The sequence below is a fragment of the Herbaspirillum sp. ST 5-3 genome (assembly GCF_004804275.1).
Lineage (GTDB): Bacteria > Pseudomonadota > Gammaproteobacteria > Burkholderiales > Burkholderiaceae_D > Noviherbaspirillum.
Genome location: NZ_STGI01000004.1, coordinates 240,688 through 265,920 on the forward strand (window position 1 = coordinate 240,688; position 25,233 = coordinate 265,920).

Genomic DNA, 25,233 nt, shown 5'->3' on the forward strand with positions numbered 1-25,233 from the left:
ATTTTTTCGCTGCGCTGCACAGTAGACTTCGTCCGCACATCAGTTTCAACACTCTTGATGAAGGACGATCATGACGCAACTATCCAACGATAACGGCCCGAAATCCATGCTGGAATGCATGATGCTGATCCGGGCATATGAAGAAAAACTCGCCGCGCTGCAAGCCACCGGCATCGCCGGCACTTGCACCTCGGTCGGACAGGAAGCTTCCGCGGTCGGCGTGGTGCGCGCACTGGGTGCGGACGACCGCATCCTGACCAACCATCGCAGCGCCGGCCATCTGCTGGCGCGCGGCGCTGATCCGGGACGGCTTCTGGCGGAGGTGATGGGCCGCCGCACCGGCTATTGCAAAGGCAAGAGCGGCTCGCTGCATATCTCCGCAAAAGAGCATGGCGTGATACTGACCTCCACCATCGTCGGCGGCGAATTGTCGCTGGCCACCGGCGTCGGCCTCTCCATGTCCATGCTCGCGCAGGACGGCATCGTCGCCTGCTTCTTCGGCGACGGCGCAGCGTGCGAAGGCATCTTTCACGAATCGCTGAACCTGGCGAGCATGTGGAACCTGCCGATCCTGTACGTCTGCGAAAACAACCAGTGGCAAGCCTACGTGCATCGCAACGAAACCATGGCTGTTGACCATATCAGCGACTGGGCCCGCAACTACGGCATGGACAGCCGCACGGTCGACGGCAATGACGTGGAAGCGGTCCATGCCGCGACCACCCACGCCATTGCGCGCATTCGCGAGTCGGGCAAGCCCTTTCTGCTCGAAACCTATACCTACCGCCTGCGCGGACACTTCGAGCCGGACGATCAATCGTATGTCGATCCGCAGGAACTGGCGACGTGGCGTGCCAAGGATCCGATCAGATTGATGCAGGACCGGTTGCTGCAGCGGGGAACGCTCAGCCAGACGGATATCGCGCGCATGGAGCAACGTGCCGCCGCCGTCATCGAGCGCGCCGCTGCGTTTGCCGCCGATTCGCCCTTCCCCGCGCTGTCCGAACTGACCACCGATGTCTATGCATGAGGAGCACTGCCATGTCCCAAATCACTGTCAATGAAGCCGTCACGCAGGCGCTGGCCGAAGAAATGCGACGCGATCCGCGCGTTGTCATGTTCGGCGAAGGCGTCGCCACCAAGCGAACCGATCTCCTGAATGAATTCGGACCGCGCCGCATCCGCAACACGCCGCTGGCCGAAGGCATCATCGCCGGCACCGCCGCCGGCGCCGCGGCCACCGGCTTGCGTCCCGTGGTCGATCTGCTGTTTGCGCCCTTTCTCTGCTTTGCGATGGATGAAATCGTCAACAGCGCCGGCAAGCTGCGCTACATGTCCGGCGGACAGTTCTCCTTCCCGATGGTGGTGATCGCCATGACAGGCAGCGGCTGGACCATAGGCGCGCAGCACAACCACAACCTGGAAGCCTGGTTCGTGCATAGCCCGGGGCTGAAAGTGGTCATGCCCTCCAATGCAGCCGATTTCAAAGGGCTATTGAAAGCCGCGATCCGCGACGACAATCCCGTGCTGTTCTTCGTCGATATGCCGCTCATGCATGTACCCGGCGAAGTCCCCGAAGACGAGCACATCGTCCCGCTGGGGAAGGCAGCCGTCGCGCGCGAGGGCTCGGACCTCACGATCATCAGCTACGCAAAGATGGTCGGAACCTGCCTGCAGGCTGCCGGTCAGCTGGCGCAATCGGGCATCTCGGCGGAAGTGATCGACCTGCGTTCGCTCAAGCCGCTCGACGAAGAAACCATCCTGCGTTCCGTTCGCAAGACGGGCCGTCTGCTGGTGGTCCACGAAGCCGGCCGCATGTGCGGGGTTGGCGCCGAGATCAGCGCGATCGTCGCGGAACACGCATTTGCCTCCCTCAAGGCGCCGGTGCTTCGTCTCACCAGCCCGGACACACCTGCGCCGTCGAGCTACGTGCTTGAGCAGGCATTCATGCCGCAAGCACAGGACGTTGTCGCCGCAGCGAACAAGCTCATTGGAAGAATCCAGCCGCATGCGCTGGAGCCCGAAGAACAGACCGTTTGATTTTCAACAGAGAGAAACCATGCAAACCACCTTTCATACCACGCAAAAATCACTTTCATCTGTCGGCATTGTCTGGCTGAGGATGGCAGTCATTTATCTGATTCTCGGCGTGACCCTCGGCATCGCGATGGGCGCCAGCGAAGACTTCACGCTGCGCCCGGTGCACGCGCACATCAACCTGCTCGGATGGGCAACCATGGCGCTGGCAGGGCTCGTCTACAGCGTGTATCCGCATGCAGGCATGAACAGGCTGGCGAAGCTCCACTTCTGGATGACCAACCTCGCGCTGCCGGTGATGATGATCGCCCTGACCTTGCTGTTGCTGGGTCAGCGCGCCGCGATTCCGTTCCTGGCAGCATCGGAAATCGTGGCGGCGCTCGGTATCGTCAGTTTCGCGTTCAATATTTTTCTTAATCTGAAGAAAAACTGAGCATGCTGCTGTCGCAATTCCGGGAATTGCGACAGCATACCGTCATGCTGCGGCGAGGCAATGCTCGGATCGTACGGCGACCGCTTTTGCGGGAAGCAGTTCGACATGCATGGCGCTCTGCAAGGACGGAATGGAGCCTCCCGCCCGGTACTGGAAGCTCACGTGCAGAACATCGCCGGCGAGCACCTGCACCGGCGTCGGCAGCGGCAATACCATGTAGTGATTGAGCCAGTCGATCGTCGCTCCCTGCTGCATCAGCACCGCGAGGATATTCTTCGTAATGAAGCGTAGCGCGTTGACCGTACCGGCCCGCGTCATCGTGAATGCGCCCTGCCACTGGATGGCGGTATCGCAGGGCTGGCTGAAATCGAGCATGCTGTAGACAGCGGGCGCGGCGAATTCGATGCTGCCCGGAGAGATCGCGGCAGGTTCCTGGAACTGCACGATCGGCGCGTGATAGCCCTCGAAACAATATTCCTGGCAGAGTGGCTGAACTGCCATGATGGCAGCTTCCGGAATGAACACCGGCAGTTTTCCGCCAAAACGCTCGCGGTAGCGCCGTTTGAAGGACTCGATCATTTCGACTTGCTTTTCGCGCAGCATGGCCACGTGAATCATTTCACAAATGACAATGTCCACCGGCTCGGGCGGCAAGTACTCGAAAGCATCGGCGTGAATCACCTCCACCTTGTGGCCTTCCCGGTTATGAGAAAGCAGGCGGCGCGCCTCGGCAACGAGATCCGGGTTGAATTCCACGCACCACACCTTTTCCGCCTTCGCCGCCGCGAACCACGACAACACGCCGGTTCCGCCGCCCAGCTCCAATACTTTCGCGCCGGGAAAGACCGCGTGTTCGATCGCTGCCTTGAATCCCTGCATGCGACGGCCATCCATCAGCATGTTGTGGTGGTAGTGCAAAGGGATGAATTGCCCAAGATAGCAGCTCTCGATTTCGCGTTCGGTCAGCATGTGCGTGGTCCTGTTGATGTGCTCTGTGTGCGACTGTTCAATTCGACATAAAATACGGTCGGCGCGGGTCGTTTGCGAAGCTGCAGCGCCTGCTCTGCCAACCGAACCATGCCATTATCGTTTTGTTGGCGGGAAGCAAAGCTGCGAGCTGCACTTGATTTGTCAACTTGTTTACGCGTTTAGCACTTGGTACGGGACTTGCATGGTTATTCTTGACTTGGCTCAATTCAGAGCCCGATGAGAAAGCCCTAAAGATGAGAACCGAAACCGAGCACACCATGATTCTGCATCGCCTCAACCCCGGTAAAATGAACCAGCCTGTCCCGTTTCCAAAACCGAGTCCGGTCAATGTGCAGGAACTGCGCGCGCGCTGTTCTGCGTGCAGCATGCATCAGCTCTGCCTTCCCATGGGCCTGGAACTGCAAGACATGGACAAGCTCGATCAGATCATCGGTCGTCGGCGCAAGGTGCCGCGCGATGGACACCTGTATCGCGTGGGCGATCCTTTCACCAATCTGTATGCGATTCGTCTCGGGCATTTCAAGACGCATCAAATCAATCCGAGCGGCGATCAGCAGATTACCGGCTTCCAAATGGCGGGCGAACTGCTCGGAATGGACGCAATCAGCACCGATCGCCACCACTGCAACGCGATTGCGCTGGAAGACAGCGAAGTCTGCGAAATTCCTTTCTCGCGGCTGGAGTCCTTGTTCGGTGAAATGCCGACCCTGCTGCATCATTTCCACCGCATGATGAGCCAGGAGATCACGCGTGAGCAAAGCGTCATGCTCTTGCTGGGGAATATGCGTGCAGAACAGCGCTTCGCAGCTTTTCTGAGCAACCTGTCATCGCGCTATTCGGCCCGCGGATACTCTTCCACCAGCTTCCAGCTGCGCATGACGCGCGAAGAGATCGGCAATTACCTCGGATTGACGATCGAAAGCATCAGCCGCCTGCTTTCCAAGTTCAAGAAACAAGGCTGGATCAAGGTGAATAACCGCGAACTGGAATTGCTTGACCCCGTTACCCTGAAAGCGGTCGCTGCAGGCACCAAGACTTGCGGCTAGAAATTCCGGCCTGACAAAAAGAAAAAAGCCGTAGTACGCCTTGCTTGAAAAGGCGTACTACGGCTTTTTAACATTGGCCGCCAACGCTAGAAAGGCGACCCTTGGTCGTTTGGCGTACTGATCAGATAGTACGTCAACATGCTCGCCAATGCGCAAAACAGCCAAAAGCAGAAAAACCCCAGTGTGTACGTCGCCAGGGGCGGCAGATCCATATGCTGGCTGACCGCTGCCAGCTCATGCGGATCGAACAGCGAGAAAAAGAAACCTTCCGCGACTATCGCCACTAAAAACGACGGCCATAAAACGACCATCAGCAGTCGCGCCATCCTCCTACCCTCCTTTCAGCTGAGACCCAATGTCCTTCTTGTGTATTGACAAGGTACATCAATTCGGTCTATCAGCACAACATTCCGATTGCAAAAATGTTTCCCGAATCCGGGAAAGCCATTCAGGATTGTGAGAACGTTTTCGCTGTGTTGCCTTGCTGATCAGGACGCCTCCGCGCGGATTTCGACCTCGCGTTCATGCGGCCAGGACCAGACGCCGTTCAGCCGCCAATCGCGCTGCTCGCCTTCCACCAATACTTGCCAACGCGCCACATCCAGCATCGGCAGCGCTACCGAGAAATTGCCGTGTGCATCCGGCCGAACCTCCAGCCGCATGTCCTTCGACGGCAAGGTGGAGTGCAACAGGCTTAGTTCCAGCTTCCTTGCATCCGGCTGCGCAAGGTTGGAAATCGATCCGGACAAGATGCCCGCCGCAGCATCGTAGCGGATATTCAACTTCAGTCGCATGGAGGCGGCGACCCGGTCGCGCCGCAGGTCCTGATTGATCGCCTTGCCTTGCTTGTAATAGTCATCGACGACCAGCGCGTCCTGGCGCGTAAACGCCAGCCACGCGGTATAGGACCCGGCCATGACGACCACGAGTGGGCCGAGCATCAGCAGCCAGGGCCAGGGATGCCGGTACCAGGGCTTGCTGGGGTTGATACGATTCGAAACAGATGTCGTGCTTTGCATAACGATCTCCAGAACTTGACTAACGCGGCACGATGAATACCGCTTTTTCCTTTACTTCCACACTTTCGTCGTCCAACGCCTCGACCTCGAATGCGATCTTGTTCGATCCGATGTTGCCCTTGCCGTGCGCCACGCGCACGCGGACCGGCACAGCGCGTGAACCGGTCGCCGGAAGTTCCACTTCATTCGGCGTGGCCAGTGCGATCGTCTCGATGCCCGACACGCTGATCTTGTAGCGATGCGGACGTTCGTCGGTATTCATGATCTGCAAGCGATAGACGTTCTCGATCATGCCGTCTTCCACCTCGCGTCCCATCGCACCGCGGTCGCGGATTACGTCCACCTTGAGCGGCGTACGCGTCAGCAGCGAACCAAAGAAGCCCGCCACCACGAGCAGCAATATGCCGGTGTAGATCAGCACGCGCGGACGCATTGCGCGTTGCCGGATCTGCTTCGGCGTAAAGTGGTTGCGCATGGCGTTATCGGTCGAATAGCGAATCAGGCCGCGCGGAGCGTTGACCTTGTCCATCACCGAATTGCAGGCGTCGATGCATGCCGCGCAGCCGATGCAGTCGTACTGCAGGCCGTTGCGAATGTCGATGCCGGTCGGGCAAACCTGCACGCACATCGAGCAGTCGATACAGTCGCCCAGCGAAGACTTGCCTGCCGTCTTGCTGCGCGCGCCGCGCGGTTCACCACGTTCCTTGTCGTAGGTGATGATCAGCGTGTCCTTGTCGAACATCGAGCTCTGGAAACGCGCATACGGACACATGTACTTGCAGACCTGCTCGCGCATCCAGCCGGCATTGCCGTAGGTGGCGAATCCGTAGAACAGGATCCAGAACCACTCCCACGGGCCCAGCCCGAGCGTCATCACTTCCTCGCTCAGCACATGGATCGGCGTGAAGTAGCCGACAAAGGTGAAGCCGGTCCACAAGGCGACCGCGCCCCAGATCAGATGCTTTGCCGATTTCTTGGCAAACTTGGAAGCGGACATCGGCTGCTTGTCGAGCCGCATGCGGGCGCTGCGGGTACCCTCGATCTTGCGCTCGATCCACATGAAGATTTCGGTGTAGACCGTTTGCGGACAGGCGTAGCCGCACCACAGGCGGCCGGCTATCGCCGTAAAGAGGAAGAGCGAATAGGCGCAAATGATCAGCAGCAGCGCAAGATAGATGAAATCCTGCGGCCACAGCACGACGCCGAAGATATAAAACTTGCGCGCGCCGAGATCGAACAACACGGCTTGCCGCCCATTCCATGACAGCCAGGGCACGCCATAAAAAACAAGCTGGGTCAGCCATACGCAGACCCAGCGCCAGTTGGCGTACCAGCCTTTCGCCTCGCGAGGATAAATCTCCTCGCGAGCCTGATACATCCTAATTACGGAAACCTTTGGTGCAGGTTCACTCATCAAATTTCACTCACTGCTTAAACCGCTTCACTTCTGTGCGACGGTCGATTTATCGTTTGACAGGCTCCATACGTAAGCCGCCAGCAGATGGACCTTGCCTTCGCCCAAAAATTCCTTGAACGATGGCATGGTGTTGGTGCGGCCCTTGTTGATGGTCTCCATGATGGTTTCCTTGCTGCCGCCGTACAGCCATGTCTTGTCGGTCAGGTTGGGCGAGCCGATCATCTGGTTGCCGTGCGCGTCGGCGCCGTGGCATGCTGCGCAGGCACCGAACTTCTCCTTGCCGAATGCGGCCTTGATCGGATCGTGTGCCGAGTTCGACAGGCTCAGGACGTAGTTTGCAACGTTCTCCACGTCCTTGTCTGAGCCGAGCGCTGCGCCCATCGGCGGCATCATGCCGTTCCGGCCGTTCATGATGGTCGTCTTGATGGTTTCAGCTTCGCCGCCGTACAGCCAGTCCTTGTCGGTCAGGTTCGGGAAGCCCTTGTTGCCGCGGGCATCGGAGCCATGGCACTGCGCGCAGTAGGTCAGGAACAGACGTTCGCCGATGGCGTGTGCCTGCGGATCCGCAGCCACGGTCTTGAGATCCTGCTGCTGGTACTTGGCGAAGATCGGACCGAATTCCTGATCTGCCTTTTGCAGCTCTTCCTGATAGGCGCCGGTCGATTTCCAGCCGAGCTTGCCGGCGTACGAACCGAGGCCGGGATACAGGAACAGGTAACCAACGCCGAACACGATGGTAATGTAGAACATCCACATCCACCAGCGAGGCATCGGGTTGTTCAGCTCGGCCAGGCCTTCGTCCCAGCTGTGGCCGGTGGTTTGCATCTCTTTTCCGTCGGCCGAAACCGTGACCTTGGCCTTGGATTGCGCCCACAACAGGATCGCGCATCCCGCGATGCCGAGGATGGCAAGCATCGCGATGTAGACGCTCCAGAATTCACTTGTAAAATCTGCCATTTTTATTTCTCCGAAACTTGGATGTCCTTTTCATCGGCGAACGGCAGGTTCGCTGCCGCCTCGAAGTCTTCACTGCGACGGGCGCTGTAGGCCCAGAAGACGATGCCGATAAAAGTAAGGAAGCTCAGCACGGTGTACAGGCTGCGTGCATCGAGAAACATGCTGTCGAAGTCCATGATTACCTCCGCGCCTTGATCAGGATGCCCATGCCTTGCAGGTATGCGATCAGCGCATCCTGTTCCGTCTTGCCTTCCAGTTCCTTGGGTGCTGCCGCGATCTCTTCATCCGAATACGGATGGCCGAGTTTGCGCAGCGCGCGCATCTTGGGCGCCACCGATGCCGGATCGAGCTTGGTCGTTGCAAGCCACGGGTAGCCAGGCATGTTCGACTCCGGCACCACGTCACGCGGATTGTTCAGGTGCGTGCGATGCCATTCGTCGCTGTAGCGGCCGCCCACGCGTGCCAGATCCGGGCCAGTGCGCTTGGAACCCCACTGGAACGGACGGTCGTAGACGAATTCGGACGCGACCGAATAGTGGCCGTAACGCTCGGTCTCCGCACGGAACGGACGGATCATCTGCGAGTGGCAGTTGTAGCAGCCTTCACGCACATAGATATCACGTCCGGTGAGACGCAGCGCGGAATACGGCTTCAGCCCCGCGACCGGTTCCGTGGTCGATTTCTGGAAGAACAGCGGCACGATTTCAGCCAGGCCGCCGACGCTCACCACCAGCACGATCAAGACGATCAGCAGCCAGGGGTTCTTCTCAATCCATTCATGTGAAAATTTCATTCCTTGCTCCTTGATTCAAGCGTGTGCGGCGACTGAGGGGATGCGCGCGGTGACGGGTTTGCCGTCGCGCACAGTCATGAACGTGTTGTAGGCCATCATTACCATGCCGGCCAGGTACAGCAGTCCACCGCTGAAGCGAATCACGTAATACGGGAAGGTTGCTTTGACCGATTCCACGAAGGTGTAGGTCAGCGTGCCGTCGGAATTGACCGCGCGCCACATCAGGCCCTGCATCACGCCGGCAATCCACATCGAGGCGATGTACAGCACGATGCCGATGGTGGCAACCCAGAAGTGCACTTCGATCAGACGCTTGCTCCACATCTCGGTCTTGCCGGACAGGCGCGGAATCAGATAGTAAATCGAACCCATGGTGATGAAGCCGACCCAACCCAGCGCACCGGCGTGCACGTGGCCGATGGTCCAGTCCGTGTAGTGCGACAGCGCGTTGACGGTCTTGATCGACATCATCGGACCTTCGAAGGTCGACATGCCGTAGAAGGACAGCGAAACGATCAGGAACTTCAGGATCGGATCGGTGCGCAGCTTGTTCCATGCGCCGGACAGGGTCATGATGCCGTTGATCATGCCGCCCCAGGACGGTGCCAGCAGAATCAGGGAGAACACCATGCCGAGCGACTGCGTCCAGTCAGGCAGCGCGGTGTAGTGCAAATGGTGCGGGCCCGCCCACATGTAGGTGAAGATCAGCGCCCAGAAGTGCACGATCGACAGGCGATAGGAGTACACCGGCTTTTCGGCCTGCTTCGGGATGAAGTAGTACATCATGCCGAGGAAGCCCGCCGTGAGGAAGAAGCCCACCGCGTTATGGCCGTACCACCACTGCACCATCGCGTCCTGCACGCCTGCGTAGGCGGAGTAGGACTTGGTCAGCGAAACCGGCATCTCGGCGCTGTTCACCAGATGCAGCAGCGCGACCGCGAGGATGAAGCCGCCGAAGAACCAGTTGGCCACGTAGATGTGCGGCACCTTGCGCTTGACCAGCGTACCGAAGAAGACGATCGCGTAGGACACCCAGACGAGCGTGATCAGAATGTCAATCGGCCACTCGAGCTCTGCATATTCCTTGCCGGTGGTCAGACCCATCGGCAGGGTGATCGCCGCTGAAACGATAACGGCTTGCCAACCCCAGAAGGTGAACGCGGCCAGCCCGTCGGAAAACAGACGGACCTGCGCGGTACGCTGGACCACGTAGTAGGAAGTCGCGAACAAGGCGCAACCGCCGAATGCGAAGATGACCGCGTTGGTATGCAATGGTCGCAAGCGGCCATAAGTTAGCCAGGCGATATCGAAATTGAGGGCTGGCCAGGCTAGCTGCGCGGCGATGAAAACGCCGACCAACATGCCCACCACGCCCCACACTACAGTAGCGATCGCGAACTGCTTGACGACCTTGTAGTTGTAGCTAAGTGATGTATCCACGTACGATCTCCCAGGGTTAGTAACATTGATGGGGGCAGGGTATATTTCCGCTCTTCGAAAAACCTTGATGTGAATCAAATTGACTCAAATCAAGTACACCACTTTACCGATAGGGATTTTCGAGTAGTTTTTTAGAATCTTTTTTCCTAGCTTTTCGCTGGACAAAGCGCCCGAGAATTTGCCTGCGGGTCTGACAAAACGGAGTGAATTCAGAGACGTGAGATTTGGCTGCCGGACGATTTTTCCGGCGAGGACTACGGAAGAAAAAAGCGTTGAAAAGGGATAAGGCCGGCCGAGACTTCAGGTCTTCTCGCCGTCGCCTTTTGCGTCATCCTCTTCGGGTGCCGCTGCAGGACGATCATCGTCTTGCAGGATGCGCATGCCCGGTCCGACCAGATCGTCGAACTGGCCATTGTCCGAGGCCGCGAAAAAGATCCAGATCGCGGCGAACACCACGACGATGCTCAGGGGTACGAGGAGATAGAGAGCTTCCATGGTTTCCTTGCACCGTCACGCGGCCTGGTTGTTGAGATGCGCAACTGCGGCATGCGGCTTCGACACCGCGCGCGGCACACGTCGCAAGCGCAGTGCATTGATGACAACGATCGCCGAACTCAGCGACATCCCGATGCCCGACAGCCAGGGATTGAGCAGGCCGAGCGCCGCGGCAGGAATCGCGATGAGATTGTAAACGCTGGCCCATGCCAGGTTCTGCTTGATGACCGACATGGTCTTTGTGGCAGCCGTGTTGGCATCCCAGATCGCGGAAAGGCGGCCGGACAACAAGACCGTATCGGCATGCGTCTGGGCGAGTGCCGCGCCGCTGCCCATGGCAAAAGAAACATCGGCCACGCGCAATACGGCCGCATCGTTGATGCCATCGCCGACCATCGCAACCACTGCCCTCTCCGCCTGCAGGTGCTGGACGAATTCCAGTTTCTGGTCCGGCAGGAATTCGCCGTAGGCGAGCGGAATACCCAACTCCCTGGCTACCCGCTGCGTCACGGCCTGCTGATCGCCGCTGAGCAGGATGATCTGCTTGCCGGCGGCCTTGAAATGATCGACCACCTGCTTTGCATCGCTGCGCACCGCATCGGCCAGATCGAAACGCGCGAGCCACCCGTGGGGGCAGCCGAGATAGACCGGTGTCAGACTGTCATCGGATGCAAGCGGTGCGGGGGAATTCGTTAGCTGCGCGACGAAAGCCGCCGAACCCAGGCGATAGCGCATGCCGCCCATGAAGCCTTCCAGCCCCTGGCCGGCGGTGTAATGCAAGTCGCTTGCGCTGCTTCCATCCGGCGCCACGCCTGTTGCGCGCGCCGCTTCCAGTATCGCCAGCGCTAGCGGATGCGCGCTCGACGCTTCCAGAGCGGCGGCAAGTTGCAGGCAATGCTCGATCGATTCGCCGCCCAGAGGCGCGATGTGGCGCAGCGCCGGCTTGCCGGTCGTGAGCGTCCCGGTCTTGTCGAAAATGATATGCGTGGTGCGATACAAGGTTTCCAGCACATGCGGCTGCACTACCAGTACGCCCTGCCGGACAAGACGGTCGGTGGCGGCAGCCAGCGCGCTCGGCGTAGCAAGCGATAATGCACAGGGACACGACACCACCAGCACGGCGACGGCGATCGGCCAGGCGCGCGACGGATCGATCCATTGCCACACGCCGAAGACGACCAGCGCGAACAGCAGCAATGCGGCAACAAACCAGCCGGCCACCTTGTCCGCCCACAATGCCAGTTGCGGCTTGGCCTGCCCTGCCCGCTCGATCAGCTTGACCAGCATCGACAAGGTGCTTTCGCGCGCGGACTTGCTGACCTGCACGACGATCGCCTGAGTGGCATTGACCGCTCCGCCGGGCAGCAAGTCGCCCACGGACTTCGGTTGCGGATGGCTCTCGCCGGTAAGCAGGGAAAAATCGATCGCGCTTGATCCTTCGACAATCATGCCGTCGGCAGGAATCGCTTCGCCGGGCTTCACCAGCACCAAGTCACCTTCGGCAAGCTGCGATGCGGCCACTACTTCGGTCGTGCGATCGGCGGGATAGCCGGCCATGCGCGCCGCCGACGCCGGCAATGCGTGCTGCAGCTTTTCCAGCGCCGATGCCGCCTTGCGCCTGGCCATCAGTTCCAGATAGCGGCTGCACAAGAGCAGGAAAATGAACATCGTCACCGAGTCGAAATACACATCGCCCTTGCCGCTGATGGTGGATGCGACGCTGCCGATGAATGCCGCGGCAATGCCGAGCGCAACCGGCACATCCATGCCGAGCGCGCGTGCTTTCAGGTTGGCCCACGCGCCCTTGAAGAACGGCAGCGCCGAATAGAACACCGCCGGCAGGGTCAACAGCAGGCTGGCCCAGCGCATCAGCGCTTCCATATCGGTGTCCATCGTGCCGTCGGTGGCGAGATAGACCGGCACCGCATACATCATGACTTGCATCATCGACAATCCGGCGATGAAGAGCTGCCGGAACATCTTCTTGCCCGCGCGCTGCAATTGCTCGCCATGGCGGATTGCATCGTACGGATAGGCGGCGTAACCGACTTCGCGCACCGCGCGCAGGATGTCGCTCGGCTTGCAACTGTCTTTTTGCCAACGCACGTGAAGCCGCTCGGTGGCGACATTCAGGTTGATGTTTTCGATGCCGCGCACATGGGTGAGCCGGCGTTCGATCAGCCACACGCAGGCCGCGCAACGAATTCCGTCGACGGAGAACACCGCTTCGCAGCTATCGCCCTGCGCACTCGCCGAACCGGAAAACTGCGCCAGCACTTCCGGCGCATCGTACAGACGCAACTCTTCGGGAATGAGCGCGTCCTTGTCGGCCGTGGTGGAATAACCTTCGCGCGTCGTGTAGTAATCGGTCAAGCCGCTATCGACGATGGTTTGCGCGACGGCTTCGCAGCCGGGGCAGCACATCGCACGCGGCATACCGGCGATCGTGACGCGCCAGTGCGAACCGGAGGGCACCGGCAGGCCGCAGTGGAAACACGGTTCGGCAACCGACGACATGGTCGCAGCCATCAATGCGCTCCGTGGGAAAAGGACTGCGGCGTGATGCATACCGCGTCGAGCCAGCCCAGCGACAAGCCGTTGGCGGCACGCATCAGACCGATCAGACCGAAGGCCAATACCAGCATGCCGCTCGCCACGCGCACCCAGCGCTTGCGCGTCCATGCCTGCAGGCGCGCGCCGAGCATGCCCATGGTCAGCAGCACCGGTAAGGTTCCCAATCCGAAGGCGAACATGACCATTGCGCCGGAAAGCGCCGAGCCGCTGAGCATGGCGGTCAGCAGCACGCTGTACACCATGCCGCACGGCACCCAGCCCCACAGCCCGCCGAGAGCGAAAGCCTTTGCCGCACTGTCGACGGGAAGCAGATGCTTCATCAATGGTTGCAATTTGCGCCACAGCACTTGCCCCGCGGCCTCGAGCTGCGCGAGGCCGCGCCAGACATCCATCAGGTAAAGGCCGAGTGCGATCAGCATCAGGTTGGCCAGCCAGTAGCCACCGATCTGCAGCGAGGAGACGAAGGAAAAGGTGCGCACGCCCTGCGCAACGCCGCCGGCGATGGCGCCGGCAATGGCATAACTGGCAATGCGTCCGGTGTTGTAGGCGAGAACGCGCATGGCGTCGTCAAGCACGGCCGCGTGCGCCACCGAGCCGGAACCATTGGTCACGGCGACCGGAAACGGGCGCCGCTTCGATGCAACCGAAAACGCGCTCACGATCCCGCCGCACATGCCGATGCAATGCACGCCGCCGAGCAAGCCGATCAGGAAAACGGAAATTAAATGCAAATCTGTCACTGGATGAGAACTGCGAGCCCGAACAGGGAATCGGCTCGGGCGGGAACCTGCCGCCGCAAAAAGCGACAGCTTACATCAGATCGTCTTGGAGTACCGCAAGCGCTCGACTTTGGCTTCCTGCTTGGTATTCAGGTAGCGGTCGAACACCATGCAGATGTTGCGGATCAGCAGACGGCCCTTCGGAGTCACGGTCAGCCATTCGGCATCGATGCTGAGCAAGCCATCGGCCTCCAGCGCGCGCAGCTTTTCGATTTCGGCGGCGAAATACGCGGTGAAGGTGATCGGATAGGCCAATTCGAGCGAGCGAATGGACAATTCGAAATTACACATCAGCATCTGGATGATGATCCGGCGCAGCAGATCATCGACGGTCAGCTTGATCCCGCGCGCGATCGGCAGTTCGCCCTGCTCCAGGCGCTCGTAATAGGCTTCCAGCGTCTTTTCATTCTGGCTATAGGTGGAGCCGACGGCACTGATGGCAGAGACGCCGCAGGAAACCATTTCCGCTTCCGCATGGGTGGAATAGCCCTGGAAGTTGCGATGCAGGCGCCCTTGGCGCTGCGCGATGGCCAGATCGTCATTCGGCTTGGCGAAGTGATCCATGCCGATGTATACGTAGCCCGCATCGGTCAATCGCCTGATGCTCAGGGCGAGCATGTCCAGCTTGGTCTCCGGATGCGGAAGGTCCGATTCCGCGATGCGGCGCTGGGACTTGAACAGATGCGGCATATGCGCATAGTTGTAAAGCGAAATGCGATCCGGATTCGCCGCGATCACCTTGCTCAGGGTCTGGCCCATCGTGATCAGATTCTGCTTCGGCAAACCGTAGATCAGATCGACGCTGATGGAGCGGAAACCTGCATCGCGTGCAGCCTGCATCACGGATATGGTCTGCTCTTCCGGCTGGATACGGTTGACGGCTTTCTGCACGTCGGGATCGAAATCCTGCACGCCGAGGCTGATGCGATTGAAGCCCTGCGCGCGCAGCGAATGCACGCGCTCCGGCGACACCGTCCGCGGATCGATCTCGATCGAATATTCGCCGGCATCATCGGTTGCGAAGCGAAACCACTTGCGGATGTGCGCAAGCAGATCGGCCATTTGTTCGTCGGAAATATAAGTCGGTGTGCCGCCGCCGAAGTGCAATTGCTCGACATGATTCATCGCGGCAAACAACTTGCCCTGGATGTCGATCTCACGTTTCAGATAGGTCAGGTACTCGTCGGCCTTGCTGCGGTTCTTGGTGATGATCTTGTTGCAGGCGCAGTAGTAGCAGAGCTTGTCGCAGAACGGAATGTGCACATAGATCGACAGCGGGTGCCGTGCCCCCATTGCGCGCACACTGTTCACGGCCTGCAGGTAGTCGCCCACACGGAACTCTTCCGTAAAGCGGTCTGCGGTCGGATACGACGTATAGCGCGGCCCTTGCTGGCTCAGCTTGCGAATCAAGCCCGCATCGAAGAGCACCGAAGATGTAATGGGTACTGCGCTTGCCGGAACTGCCATGGTTAACTCCTGCTGTCGCGCGCCCCGAGATGGGGCGCTATAAGACTCGGATGCAGTGTACGTTTCAGCAGTGAAACGACACCTTGATCTAAGTCAAATAGCCCGGACATGGATCGTGTACCTGACCATTTGTCAAGCGAAATCAACCATCCCGACCATCAACACGCGCGCGAATGAGGTATGGCGCATACACTGCGACATAAAGCAGGAAAGCTGCGCTCCAACTAATGGCAGCAATGACAAGCAGGGCGTCGCGTACACCGAAGGCATTGGCGGCGGCGAGCAGGCGTGCAATGACGCCAGCCTGGATGAGCAGGTACATCAGGGTTTCACTGCGGCCGGCGGCCAGCGGACGTCCGGTATGGCCGAGCGCGGTACGTGTGATCATGCCGATGATCAGGCCGCCCATGGAACCGACAGCCAACGCGTGGAAGGCCGCACTCGTCGTGGCATATTGCAGTGCCGCCAGCGACAGCAGGAAGAAGCCGACCGCAATCCATGCGTACGACACATGAAGAATCCACACCAGCGGCTTGCGCAGCGTGGCCTGCGGCTTCCATCCCACCAGGCGTGTCAGTTGCGTGACGCTCGCGGCGAAGGTCAGCGCCGCCACCAGCGGCGCAGGCAGATGCGCGATCCACGCCACCGCCGCCACCGCGGTCAGCGCAATGCTGATGCTGTCGCGCTTTGGATTGGTGATCGGCTTGGTGCCCGGAACGCCGTTGGAGGTGAAGCCGGGAATCACACGGCCGCCAATCACCGATTCGATCATCACGACAATCAGAATCGCTGCCTCGATCGGCGCGATCGGCGAGATCGCCAGCACGCCGTTGGCGCTCAGGTGGAAAACGATGTTGGCGCAGGTCAGCAAGCTGAGCAAGGCTACCAGGAAATAATTGCGCTTGTTGCCAGAGCGCTTGAGCACGCGGTAGATCGGCCATGCCGCCAGCGGCAGGAAGGACACGTCCACCACGGCGGCCAACGCCGGCGGGCAAACCAGCATGGCAAGTCGTCCCGCGAGCCAGAGCCCGGCAAGCGCGGCGAGATGGCCACGGCGCGGCGTCCACAGGCCGGTCCAGTTGCGCCCGGCAGTGAAAAGAAATCCGATGATCACGGCGATGGCGAAACCGAACACCATTTCATGCACGTGCCAGTTGATATTCACATGCAGGCGGCTGGGCGCGAGGCCGAAGTAGCCGGCAAGCCATAGCGGAATGCTGAGCGCCGCGAAGGCGGCTGCCAGCAGATAGAACGGACGGAATCCGAGACGAAAGAACGGATGATGCGTCAGCGACGGCTTCCCCTGCGCCGGCGAGCGCGGCTCTTCAATGGTCAGCAAGGCCATGGCAACCCCTTTTAAAGATTCATATTGGATGAATCTTATATGGCATTGGGCTGCAAATCAACCTTGGCAAGGAATAATCGGCCGGATTCGCCAAAAAAGCTCAACTCTTTCGCAAATCCAGCTTCAGTAGTGTTGTGTCGTTTTCAAGAGAACGCGAGCAAACAAAGCCGAACTCCCGCGCCAGGGCAATCAGCGCCTTGTTGTAACTGAGGGTTTCACCCACGATTTCCTGTGTGCCGCGATCGCGGCAGTATTGCACCAGCTTGCTCATCAGCCGCCGTCCGAGCCCCTTCCCCTTGAGATCGGAGCGGACGATGATGGCAAACTCCGCGCTGACGTTGTCAGGATCGAAAATCACGCGCGCCACGCCCAGCGTTTCCGGATGACCTTTTTCGTTTTTCCAGCTTGCGATAAACGCCATCTCGCGGTTGTAGTCGATCTGCGTCATGCGCGCCAGTTGCGGATTGGTCAGCTCCCGCATGCGGACGAACATGCGGTAACGCACGTCTTCCGGGTCGAGCGCATTGAAAAACTCGATGTGCTGCGGCCCGTCTTCCGGCTTGATCGGGCGCAGCATGATCTGCATGTTCTGCCACGCGATCGTTTCTTCCAGTTCTTCCGGATACGGGCGGATTGCCAAGCGATCCACGCCGCTCTTCCCTGTCGGCTTCACCCCGATGCGTGCATCGAGCGCAATCACTCCCTCGGCATCAGCCAGCAGCGGATTGATATCGAGTTCGGCAATTTCCGGAATGTCCACGATCAGATGCGATATCTGGATCAGGACGCGGCAGATCGCATCGATGTCCGCCGCGGAACGGTTGCGATAGGCGGCAAGCAATTTCGACACGCGCGTGCGCTGGATCATGTCGCGCGCCAGCACCATGTTCAGCGGCGGCAGCCCGACCGCATGGTCGGCGGTGACCTCGACCGCAATGCCTCCTTGCCCGAACAGGATGACCGGGCCGAACACCGGGTCCGTTGTCACGCCGATGATCAGTTCGCGTGCGTCGGGGCGCCGCACCATCGACTGCACCGCGAAGCCGCGCAATTGCGCATCCGGACGCAATTCGCGCAGGCGCTTGTTCATCGCCTGGGCCGCGGCGGTGACCGATGCGGCATCCTCCAGATCGAGCACAACGCCGCCCACGTCGGACTTGTGCGTGATGTCCGGCGACAATATCTTGAGCGCCACCGGGAAGCCGATTTCCTCGGCGCCTTGCGCAGCCTCTTCGACCGTGCCCACCGAGCGGGTCTGCACCACCGGGATGCCATACGCCGCCAGCACTTCCTTCGCCTCCGGTTCCGACAGCATGCCCCGACCGCTGGCGAGTACATTGGTGACGACGGATCGCGCCTTGGCGCGGTCTTCCGAAATGCCGTGCGCGGCCGATGCCGGCACTTCCATCAGCAATGCCTGGTTGCGGTTGTATTGCACGATCTGCATGAAGCCGCGCACCGCCTCCTCCGGGGTGTCGTAGGTCGGTATGCCCGCCTCGGTGAACGCGCTGCGCGCTTGCGCGACGGAATCGCCGCCCAGCCAGCAGGCGAGAATGTTGCGATTCGCCTTTTTCACGACCGGTGCGACTGCGGCAGCAATGTCGGCGCTCGGCACGATCGCGGTCGGCACGTGGATGAACAAGGTCGCGTCGACCTCTTTTTCCTGGAGCAGGATTTCCAGCGTTTCGATGTAGCGCTCCGCCGGCGCGTCGCCGATGATGTCCACCGGATTGCCGTGTGACCAGGTATCGGGAAGAATCTGGTCCAGCCTTTGCATCGCTTCGGGCGACAGGTTGGCAAGCCGGCCCTGCTTGCCGATCAGCGCGTCGGTCGCGAGCACGCCCGGCCCGCCGCCGTTGGTCACGATGGCAAGGCGGTCGCCCTTGATGGGCCGCGAACGGGCCAGCGTTTCCGCCGCGTCGAACAAATCCATCGTGGTGTACACGCGCAACATGCCGGCGCGCCGGATCGCCGCGTCGTACACATCGTCCGAACCGGTCAGCGCGCCGGTATGCGAGGCTGCCGCGCGCGCACCCTCCGGCGCCCTGCCCGCCTTGATCACCAGGGTCGGCTTGGTGCGGGCGGCGGAACGGGCGGCGGACATGAATTTTCGTGCATCCTTGACCGCTTCCATGTACAACATGATGGCGTGCGTATCCGGGTCGCTGGCCAGATAGTCGAGCGCGTCGCCAAAATCGACGTCCGCGCTGTCGCCGAGCGAAATGAATTTCGAGAAACCGATGCCGCGCGACTTCGCCCAGTCGAGAATGCCGGTCACCATGCCGCCGGATTGCGAGACGAAGGCGATTTTTCCTGGCAGCGCGCCGGTATGCGCGAAGCTGGCATTGAGCGACAGGGCCGGCACCAGCAAGCCCACGCAGTTCGGGCCGAGGATGCGCAGCAGATGCGGTCTGGCGGCAGCCAGCATGAGTTCTTTCATGCTCCTGCCGTGCAGATCCTTGACGGCGGAAAGGCCGGCGGTCAGCACGATCGCGGCTTTGGTTCCCAGCCTGCCCAGATCGCTGATAATGCCGGGGACGGTTTCCGGCGGCGTGCAGATGACCGCCACGTCGGGAGCGCGCGGCAGATCCTTCACCGCGGCGTAGGTCTTCATTCCGGACAGCGTTTCGTACTTCGGATTGACCGGCATGATCTCGCCCTTGAAGCCGCCGACCACCAGGTTTTGCAGCACGGTCGCGCCCACGCTGTGCGGCCGACTGGTCGCGCCGACCACGGCGATGGAGCCGGGTTCGAACAGTGACTTCAGATTTCTGACTGTCATATGCGATTCCTAAGTTGCGCAGAGCCACCTCACGCGGCTGCTTGTAATCGTCCCGAATGCGTCTCGCCACCGTCAATGCAAAACGACAGTGTAGGCGCTTTGCGGCATGGTGACGACCCGTGTCCATGCCTTCTGAATTCCTGTCCATGACGCGGCGTCGATGCTATGAAACAGCCGTCCGGAAACTTTTGATTTGCATCAAAAATGCCAAAAGTAATAGATCGTGCGTTCGCTTTTCTCTGGACTGGGCTATATCTTGGCCCTACGCTATTACTGCTGGTTTTGATACCAATCATGTTTGGCTCATTAAGAAAAGAAGGGGTAACACATGTCTTATAAAACCGTTCTTGTGCACGTCGACAAAGACAAGCATGCAGGCGAGCGCATCGAACTCGCCGCCAAGATCGCCATGAGTGAAGAAGCACATTTGATCGGCGCAGCACCGACAGGCGTTTCACGGTTTGTCTACCAGTCCCGTTATATTTACGAGGGCGGCGGCATGACGACGCACCTTGAAAACCATATTGAAGAATTGCGCAAGGACGCAAACGACGCGCTCAAGAACTTTGAAGAGATCGTCAAAAAAATGGGCGTCCAGTCGTATGAAGGCCGCGCCGTGGACGATGAAGCCGGCGGCGGCGTCAGCCTGCAGGCCCGCTACAGCGACCTGGTGGTGATCGGACAAACCGATCGCGAGGAACCATCGACCACCACGCTTCCCGACTTCCCCGAATTCGTCGTCATGAATTCCGGCCGTCCAGTGCTGATCGTCCCGTACGTCGGACACTACAACACTGTCGCGAAACGCGTTCTGATCGCATGGGATGCCAGCACCAGCGCAACGCGCGCCGTCACCGGTGCGATTCCGCTCCTGAAGAGCGCGGATAATGTCGACGTCGTTGTCTTCAACGCTGACTCGCAAGGCGATGCGCATGGCGAGCAACCGGGCGCGGACATCGGACTCTACCTCGCACGCCACGGCATCAAGGTCAACGTGGTGCGCCAGAAGACCGATATCGATGTCGGCAATGCGCTGCTGTCAATTTCCACCGATCTCGGATCCGACATGATCGTCATGGGCGGTTACGGGCATTCCCGCTTCCGCGAGATCCTGCTGGGCGGCGTCACCCGCACCGTACTGGAATCCATGACGGTTCCGGTTTTCATGTCGCACTGATCATTTCTCATCCCGGCGCGCGCAGCGGTTTGCGCGCGCCGTCGTCCTTCCCGCCTCCCGTTTCTGATACCTCGGTTGTGTACGTGCAGCCTCAGTGCCCGCGATCATTGCTGAAAACTTGATCTTGATCATTTATGGGCGGCGCGCCGTTCAATTAGTATCGGCTGATGTGCGGCAACCCGACCGCCGTACATCGCGTCTCACCTCTGCAGCGCGCCTGCTTGTACCACCCATTGTCTTAAACAGAAATAAGGAAGCACCATGCAAACCGAAATCCTGAACGTGACAGGAATGAAGTCCGAAGATTGCACCGAATCCGTCATGCGCGCGATCAAATCCATCGATGGCGTCAGCAACGTCAGCGTGTCGTATCCGCAGAGTCGCGTGATCGTGCAGTACGATGAGGACCAGACAGCCACCCAGGAAATGGCAGCAGTGCTCGCCAAGGTCGGCTACGGTGTGAAGAAAGTCGCGCTGGAAGAGATCGAGTCCTGCGGCGGTTGCTGCGGCAAGTGCGGCGGCTGAAACCGCACTCCGGACAACGAATTACGGTTGTTTTTCCGAGCCGCCGGCCATGCCGTGGCCGACGGCAAAGACGGCAGCCTGCACACGGCTCGACAGATTGAGTTTTTTCAGGATGTTCTGCACGTGAATTTTCACGGTGCTCTCTGCAACATCCAGCGTGCGGGCAATGATCTTGTTGCTTTCACCCCGCGCCAGGCACGCAAGAATTTCCTTCTCCCGCGGCGTCAGCTTGTCCAGATCGGACGGCGGCTCGGGTTTCGCACCGCCTCCCTGCAAATGCGCCACGAGCTTGGTGGTCATCGCCTCCGCCAGCACCGGTTCGCCGGCGGCCGCACGGCGAATCGCACGTACCAGATAATCAGCGTCGATATTCTTGATCAGGTAGCCGCGCGCACCCGCTTGCAGCGCTGCCTTCAGGTCCTCAGCTTCTTCCGATACGGTCAACAGGATCACGGCGGTATCCGGGCAGTCCTGCAAGAGCAGTTGCAGGGTTTCCAGGCCGGACATGCCGGGCATGTTCAAATCGAGCAACACGACATCCGGCCGCAGTTGCTTGGCGCGCTTGATGCCCTCCACGCCATCCGATGCCTCGCCAACGACAGTGAAGTCGGAGTGACGTTGCAGCAGCGAGCGTATACCGCTGCGGAACAGGGTATGGTCGTCAACCAGCAGCACGGTGATGGGTTTGGCGGGTGTGTTCATGTTTTATTCTTATTCCAGATCATGCAGCGCGACGTTCTTCCTGCGGCAACTGCAGCGACACCGTCGTGCCCTTGCCGATTTCAGAACTGACCGCCAGGGATGCGTGAATGCGCTGCGCGCGTTCTCGCATGATATTGATGCCGACGTGATTCTCCCCTTTCTGGTGCAAAGAATCAAACTGGAAACCGATGCCGTCATCGCGAATGGTCAGCGAAAAATCCTGCCGGTTGTCGAGGCGGATTTCGACCCGCCGCGCCATCGCGTGCTTGCGCACGTTCGACAGCGCTTCCTGCACGATGAACAGCATCTGCAACTGCTGCTCGCGCGAGAATGGCGGACCGTTGCCCTCGGCAATGAATTCTGCTTCGATGCCGGTCTGGCGGCGGAATTTGTCCACCGTGGTCTTCAGCGCACCGAGCAGATCGTCTTCCGCCAGCCGGCTGCGGAAATTCAGCAAGAGTTCGCGCACGTCTTCATAGCTTTCCTGCACGCCTGAGCGCAGCGCCGGAACAATTTCCGCCGCCTCTTCGGTGTTGCCCGAGCGCAGAGAGTCGTCCAGCATCTGGATCTGGATGTTCATGAAGGTCAGGCCCTGCGCGATGCTGTCGTGCAGCCCTTGCGCGACCAGGTTGCGCTCCTCGGAAATCGCCATTTCGCGCTCGCGCGTCGCAAGCCGCAGATTTTCAATGGCGATGCCCAGCAATTGTCCCAGCGTTTCCAGCAACGCCTGCTCCCTCTGACTGAAAATCTTCGGCTCGCGGAAGTGGAGATTGAAGAATCCGAGGTGCTGCTCGTGGGCCTCGATGTGGAACACCGAGATCGTCGCGAAGCCCTCTTTCGCACACAAGAGTCCGCGCGATGTATCCGATTCGCGCAGGTCGCGCACGATCGATATCTTTTTCGCCACGGCCTCGCCGCACAGGCAATCGCCCACCTTCATGCATTGCTCGGAGGCCGCAAGACCGGTTGAAATCCCCTTGTGCACAACCATGTGCAGATTGCCATTCTTGTCATCGAGTACACGCACGGAGCCGCCGGCGGCGCCGAAATACTTGGTGATGCGTTGCAGGAAACCGTCGCACATCGATTCCAGGGTCTGCGGCCGCTGCAGGAAGGCGGCGCTGTCATACAACAAGCCAAGCTCGCGATTCTGGTCGGCCAGTGCCGCCGTCTTTGTCTGCACCCGCTGCTCCAGGCTGCCGTACAACTCCTCGAGCCGGTCAGCCATGTGGTTGAAGCCGCGCGTGAGCTGACCGAATTCGTCGTTGCTCTCGACCTGAAGGCGAACGCTGAAATCTTTTTCCGTCATGCGCTGAATGCCGACCTGGAGTCGATCGATCGGCTCGATAATGAGCAAGAACATCAGATAGATGAGCACCACCGTGCCGCTCAGCGCCATCGCCACCAATGCCAGCTGCGACGAACGCAGCCAGAAAGTGCGCAGCTCGCTGTCCCGTTCGATCAACTGCACCAAGGCGTCCACTTCGGCAACAAAACTGTCCACCTGGGCCTGATACTTTTGCCAGGCTGCATGCCTGGCGACGCCCTCCTGGCGCAGCACGTCGGTCGCCATCGGACGCATGGAATTGCTCCAGCGATCCTGGATCACATGGAAGCCGTTCTGAATCCGGGTAGTCGGCGGCAGCAGCAAGGGGCGCTGCGGATCGCCGCGATGCAGGCGGTCGAAGGTCTGTTCGATCGCCTTCAATTCCTGCACGGTGGCGGGCTGCATGTTTTCCGAGCCGGCCTCATTCACCAGCCGCGCCAGCAGCATGCTCAGGCGGTAGCTGTGCATGCGCAGGGTGCCGGTTTCATTGATGGCTGCAGAACTGCCTTCCAATTGCCAGGAAAGCATCAGGGTCGCACCGATCGCGATCAGCGCAAGCAGGAGAAAGCCGAGCAGCGCACCGACGATTTTCGTCGAAAGGCGTTGCCAGGTCGGCAAGAGTGTTTCCAAAGTGATTCCGTCAAGGTATCCAAATGGCCGGCCTCGCTTGCGCCCGGAGAAGGCCCGGGCTGCAACAGGCCGAATTCGCCGGTAGGTGGTGGCCGGCTCCATACGGCTACAGTATAACGGCCTGCTGCACCGGCCGCATTTGCATCTCGCACATTTGCATGCCGATATAAAGCTGGATCCAGGAAAGCACTTGCGCCGGCTTCTGGATGTCGAGCCAGATCAACCGCTGCCGCACGATGCGCGGCGGCGGCGAGTCGGTTGCCACCGCGATGACGTGGCTGTCATGCGGATAAAGCGCCGGCTCACCGAGTCCGGGACGATAGATTTCCAGCTTCGGAATCGGCGCATTCTTGAAGCCCTCGACCAGGATCAGGTCCGTCGCGGACTGGCAACACAGGAGCTTGTCCAGATCCGGCTCGCGCCCGCGGCTTGACGAAGCGACAAGCACCCTGGCAGCGCCGGCGGCATAGAGGCGGAAGCTGTCCTTGCTCCTGTCCTCGGACGATGGCTCATGATGGGTATGCTTGATGACGTTGATGCGCAAGCCCTGAGACGACAGGCGCGGCAGCACATATTCGAGCAGCGCCGTCTTTCCGCTGCCGGACCAGCCGGCAATGCCCAGCACCGGCGCCCTCATGCGGCCTCCACCAGTACGCGCTTTTCCAGCGGGCAAACCAGCGGCAGGAATTCCTGCTTGCGCGGCGAATAGGCGAGCAACGCGCCGGTTTCGATGTCGAAATACCATCCATGCAGCATCAGTTTTCCTTCTTCGACGCGGCGCTTGAGCCACGGATAGGTCATCAGGTTGTCGAGCGAGTGCAGAATGCTGGCCAGTTCGCAGGCTTTGTGCCGCTCGTTGCTCGACTTGTGTTCGAGTTCCCGCATCACGCGCTGCCGCACGGGCTCGGCGATGCGCATCCAGCGTTCGACGAAATTTGTTTCGGGCGCCAGCCGGCGCGGCGCCATGAGCGCGCGGATGCCGCCGCAGTGCGCATGGCCCAGCACGATCACGCGGGCAACTTCAAGTCCGCATACCGCGAATTCGATAGCGGAGCTGACGCCGGGCGGCGCGTCTGCCCGGCACGGCGGAACCAGATTGGCGATATTGCGCACCACGAACAGTTCGCCCGGATCGCTTCCCGTCAACAGTGCCGGATCGACGCGCGAGTCGCAGCAACCGATCACGAGGGTGCCGGGTCGTTGGCCTTCACGCAGACTATCGAAGATTCCTTGTTCGCTGAGATACTGTTCCTGAAACCGACAGAAGCCGCGAACGAATTTTTCGATGTCCTGCATGA

General features: G+C 60.0%; 24 protein-coding genes. 6 read left to right on the forward strand and 18 right to left on the reverse strand.

Annotated features, from left to right (window positions below):
* Positions 1 to 70 precede the first annotated feature (70 nt).
* From E6W33_RS10265 to E6W33_RS10275, 3 genes are read left to right on the forward strand one after another with little or no spacing between them, the layout of a single operon-like run.
* Positions 71 to 1,030 (forward strand): thiamine pyrophosphate-dependent dehydrogenase E1 component subunit alpha, encoded by a 960-nt coding sequence (locus E6W33_RS10265; protein ID WP_136417160.1) that lies wholly within the window; start codon positions 71 to 73, stop codon positions 1,028 to 1,030.
* Positions 1,031 to 1,041: 11 nt separating this feature from the next.
* Positions 1,042 to 2,040, forward strand: coding sequence for an alpha-ketoacid dehydrogenase subunit beta (locus E6W33_RS10270; RefSeq protein WP_136417161.1), 999 nt, complete (start codon positions 1,042 to 1,044; stop codon positions 2,038 to 2,040).
* A gap of 19 nt (positions 2,041 to 2,059) precedes the next feature.
* Positions 2,060 to 2,470, forward strand: coding sequence for a cbb3-type cytochrome c oxidase subunit I (locus tag E6W33_RS10275; protein WP_136417162.1), 411 nt, complete (start codon positions 2,060 to 2,062; stop codon positions 2,468 to 2,470).
* Between the two features lie 42 nt (positions 2,471 to 2,512).
* Here the strand turns inward: E6W33_RS10275 and E6W33_RS10280 are convergent, their stop codons facing one another.
* Positions 2,513 to 3,439 (reverse strand): methyltransferase domain-containing protein, encoded by a 927-nt coding sequence (locus E6W33_RS10280; RefSeq protein ID WP_136417163.1) that lies wholly within the window; start codon positions 3,437 to 3,439, stop codon positions 2,513 to 2,515.
* 308 nt (positions 3,440 to 3,747) lie between these two features.
* On the opposite strand from E6W33_RS10280, the gene fnr reads away from it, so the two are divergent.
* Positions 3,748 to 4,506: a fumarate/nitrate reduction transcriptional regulator Fnr gene (gene fnr / locus E6W33_RS10285; protein ID WP_136417457.1), complete on the forward strand. Its 759-nt coding sequence runs from the start codon at positions 3,748 to 3,750 to the stop codon at positions 4,504 to 4,506.
* 86 nt (positions 4,507 to 4,592) lie between these two features.
* Here the strand turns inward: fnr and E6W33_RS10290 are convergent, their stop codons facing one another.
* The 13 genes from E6W33_RS10290 to E6W33_RS10350 form a co-directional block, all read right to left on the reverse strand.
* Positions 4,593 to 4,832 (reverse strand): hypothetical protein, encoded by a 240-nt coding sequence (locus E6W33_RS10290; protein WP_136417164.1) that lies wholly within the window; start codon positions 4,830 to 4,832, stop codon positions 4,593 to 4,595.
* A gap of 162 nt (positions 4,833 to 4,994) precedes the next feature.
* Positions 4,995 to 5,525 carry a FixH family protein gene (locus E6W33_RS10295; RefSeq protein WP_136417165.1) on the reverse strand — a complete coding sequence of 177 codons (531 nt, stop codon included), beginning with the start codon at positions 5,523 to 5,525 and terminating at the stop codon, positions 4,995 to 4,997.
* A gap of 19 nt (positions 5,526 to 5,544) precedes the next feature.
* Positions 5,545 to 6,939, reverse strand: coding sequence for a cytochrome c oxidase accessory protein CcoG (gene ccoG / locus E6W33_RS10300; RefSeq protein ID WP_136417166.1), 1,395 nt, complete (start codon positions 6,937 to 6,939; stop codon positions 5,545 to 5,547).
* A gap of 27 nt (positions 6,940 to 6,966) precedes the next feature.
* On the reverse strand, positions 6,967 to 7,899 hold the full coding sequence (gene ccoP, locus E6W33_RS10305) for a cytochrome-c oxidase, cbb3-type subunit III (protein WP_136417167.1): 933 nt from the start codon (positions 7,897 to 7,899) through the stop codon (positions 6,967 to 6,969).
* A 2-nt stretch (positions 7,900 to 7,901) separates the two neighbouring features.
* A complete protein-coding gene (locus tag E6W33_RS10310; RefSeq protein ID WP_136417168.1) occupies positions 7,902 to 8,075 on the reverse strand; it encodes a cbb3-type cytochrome c oxidase subunit 3 in 174 nt (57 codons plus the stop codon).
* Between the two features lie 2 nt (positions 8,076 to 8,077).
* Positions 8,078 to 8,692 carry a cytochrome-c oxidase, cbb3-type subunit II gene (gene ccoO / locus E6W33_RS10315; RefSeq protein ID WP_136417169.1) on the reverse strand — a complete coding sequence of 205 codons (615 nt, stop codon included), beginning with the start codon at positions 8,690 to 8,692 and terminating at the stop codon, positions 8,078 to 8,080.
* 15 nt (positions 8,693 to 8,707) lie between these two features.
* Positions 8,708 to 10,132 (reverse strand): cytochrome-c oxidase, cbb3-type subunit I, encoded by a 1,425-nt coding sequence (gene ccoN / locus E6W33_RS10320; protein WP_136417170.1) that lies wholly within the window; start codon positions 10,130 to 10,132, stop codon positions 8,708 to 8,710.
* Positions 10,133 to 10,432: 300 nt separating this feature from the next.
* Complete coding sequence (ccoS, locus tag E6W33_RS10325) at positions 10,433 to 10,627, reverse strand: cbb3-type cytochrome oxidase assembly protein CcoS (protein WP_136417172.1); 195 nt, start codon at positions 10,625 to 10,627, stop codon at positions 10,433 to 10,435.
* A gap of 15 nt (positions 10,628 to 10,642) precedes the next feature.
* Positions 10,643 to 13,156: a heavy metal translocating P-type ATPase gene (locus E6W33_RS10330; RefSeq protein ID WP_247869606.1), complete on the reverse strand. Its 2,514-nt coding sequence runs from the start codon at positions 13,154 to 13,156 to the stop codon at positions 10,643 to 10,645.
* Positions 13,156 to 13,941 (reverse strand): sulfite exporter TauE/SafE family protein, encoded by a 786-nt coding sequence (locus E6W33_RS10335; RefSeq protein WP_136417174.1) that lies wholly within the window; start codon positions 13,939 to 13,941, stop codon positions 13,156 to 13,158. Before E6W33_RS10335 ends, E6W33_RS10330 begins: the two co-directional genes overlap by 1 nt.
* A gap of 75 nt (positions 13,942 to 14,016) precedes the next feature.
* Positions 14,017 to 15,447 (reverse strand): oxygen-independent coproporphyrinogen III oxidase, encoded by a 1,431-nt coding sequence (gene hemN / locus E6W33_RS10340; protein WP_136417176.1) that lies wholly within the window; start codon positions 15,445 to 15,447, stop codon positions 14,017 to 14,019.
* A 142-nt stretch (positions 15,448 to 15,589) separates the two neighbouring features.
* The gene (locus tag E6W33_RS10345) at positions 15,590 to 16,792 is read right to left on the reverse strand and encodes an NnrS family protein (protein ID WP_136417178.1); all 1,203 of its coding nucleotides are present in this window, start codon (positions 16,790 to 16,792) and stop codon (positions 15,590 to 15,592) included.
* 100 nt (positions 16,793 to 16,892) lie between these two features.
* On the reverse strand, positions 16,893 to 19,574 hold the full coding sequence (locus E6W33_RS10350) for a bifunctional acetate--CoA ligase family protein/GNAT family N-acetyltransferase (protein ID WP_136417180.1): 2,682 nt from the start codon (positions 19,572 to 19,574) through the stop codon (positions 16,893 to 16,895).
* Between the two features lie 328 nt (positions 19,575 to 19,902).
* Here E6W33_RS10350 and E6W33_RS10360 point away from each other — a divergent pair, with 328 nt between their 5' ends.
* Both E6W33_RS10360 and E6W33_RS10365 read left to right on the forward strand, forming a co-directional pair.
* Complete coding sequence (locus tag E6W33_RS10360; RefSeq protein ID WP_136417184.1) at positions 19,903 to 20,751, forward strand: universal stress protein; 849 nt, start codon at positions 19,903 to 19,905, stop codon at positions 20,749 to 20,751.
* A 261-nt stretch (positions 20,752 to 21,012) separates the two neighbouring features.
* Positions 21,013 to 21,276, forward strand: a complete 264-nt coding sequence (locus tag E6W33_RS10365) for a heavy-metal-associated domain-containing protein (protein WP_136417186.1) — start codon at positions 21,013 to 21,015, stop codon at positions 21,274 to 21,276.
* 21 nt (positions 21,277 to 21,297) lie between these two features.
* Here E6W33_RS10365 and E6W33_RS10370 read toward each other — a convergent pair whose 3' ends face one another.
* The 4 genes from E6W33_RS10370 to E6W33_RS10385 form a co-directional block, all read right to left on the reverse strand.
* A complete protein-coding gene (locus E6W33_RS10370; RefSeq protein WP_136417188.1) occupies positions 21,298 to 21,978 on the reverse strand; it encodes a response regulator in 681 nt (226 codons plus the stop codon).
* A 19-nt stretch (positions 21,979 to 21,997) separates the two neighbouring features.
* Positions 21,998 to 23,935 carry a type IV pili methyl-accepting chemotaxis transducer N-terminal domain-containing protein gene (locus E6W33_RS10375; protein WP_348983157.1) on the reverse strand — a complete coding sequence of 646 codons (1,938 nt, stop codon included), beginning with the start codon at positions 23,933 to 23,935 and terminating at the stop codon, positions 21,998 to 22,000.
* 106 nt (positions 23,936 to 24,041) lie between these two features.
* The gene (gene mobB / locus E6W33_RS10380; RefSeq protein ID WP_136417206.1) at positions 24,042 to 24,572 is read right to left on the reverse strand and encodes a molybdopterin-guanine dinucleotide biosynthesis protein B; all 531 of its coding nucleotides are present in this window, start codon (positions 24,570 to 24,572) and stop codon (positions 24,042 to 24,044) included.
* Positions 24,569 to 25,231 (reverse strand): carbonic anhydrase, encoded by a 663-nt coding sequence (locus E6W33_RS10385; RefSeq protein WP_136417209.1) that lies wholly within the window; start codon positions 25,229 to 25,231, stop codon positions 24,569 to 24,571. Before E6W33_RS10385 ends, mobB begins: the two co-directional genes overlap by 4 nt.
* Positions 25,232 to 25,233: the final 2 nt, after the last annotated feature.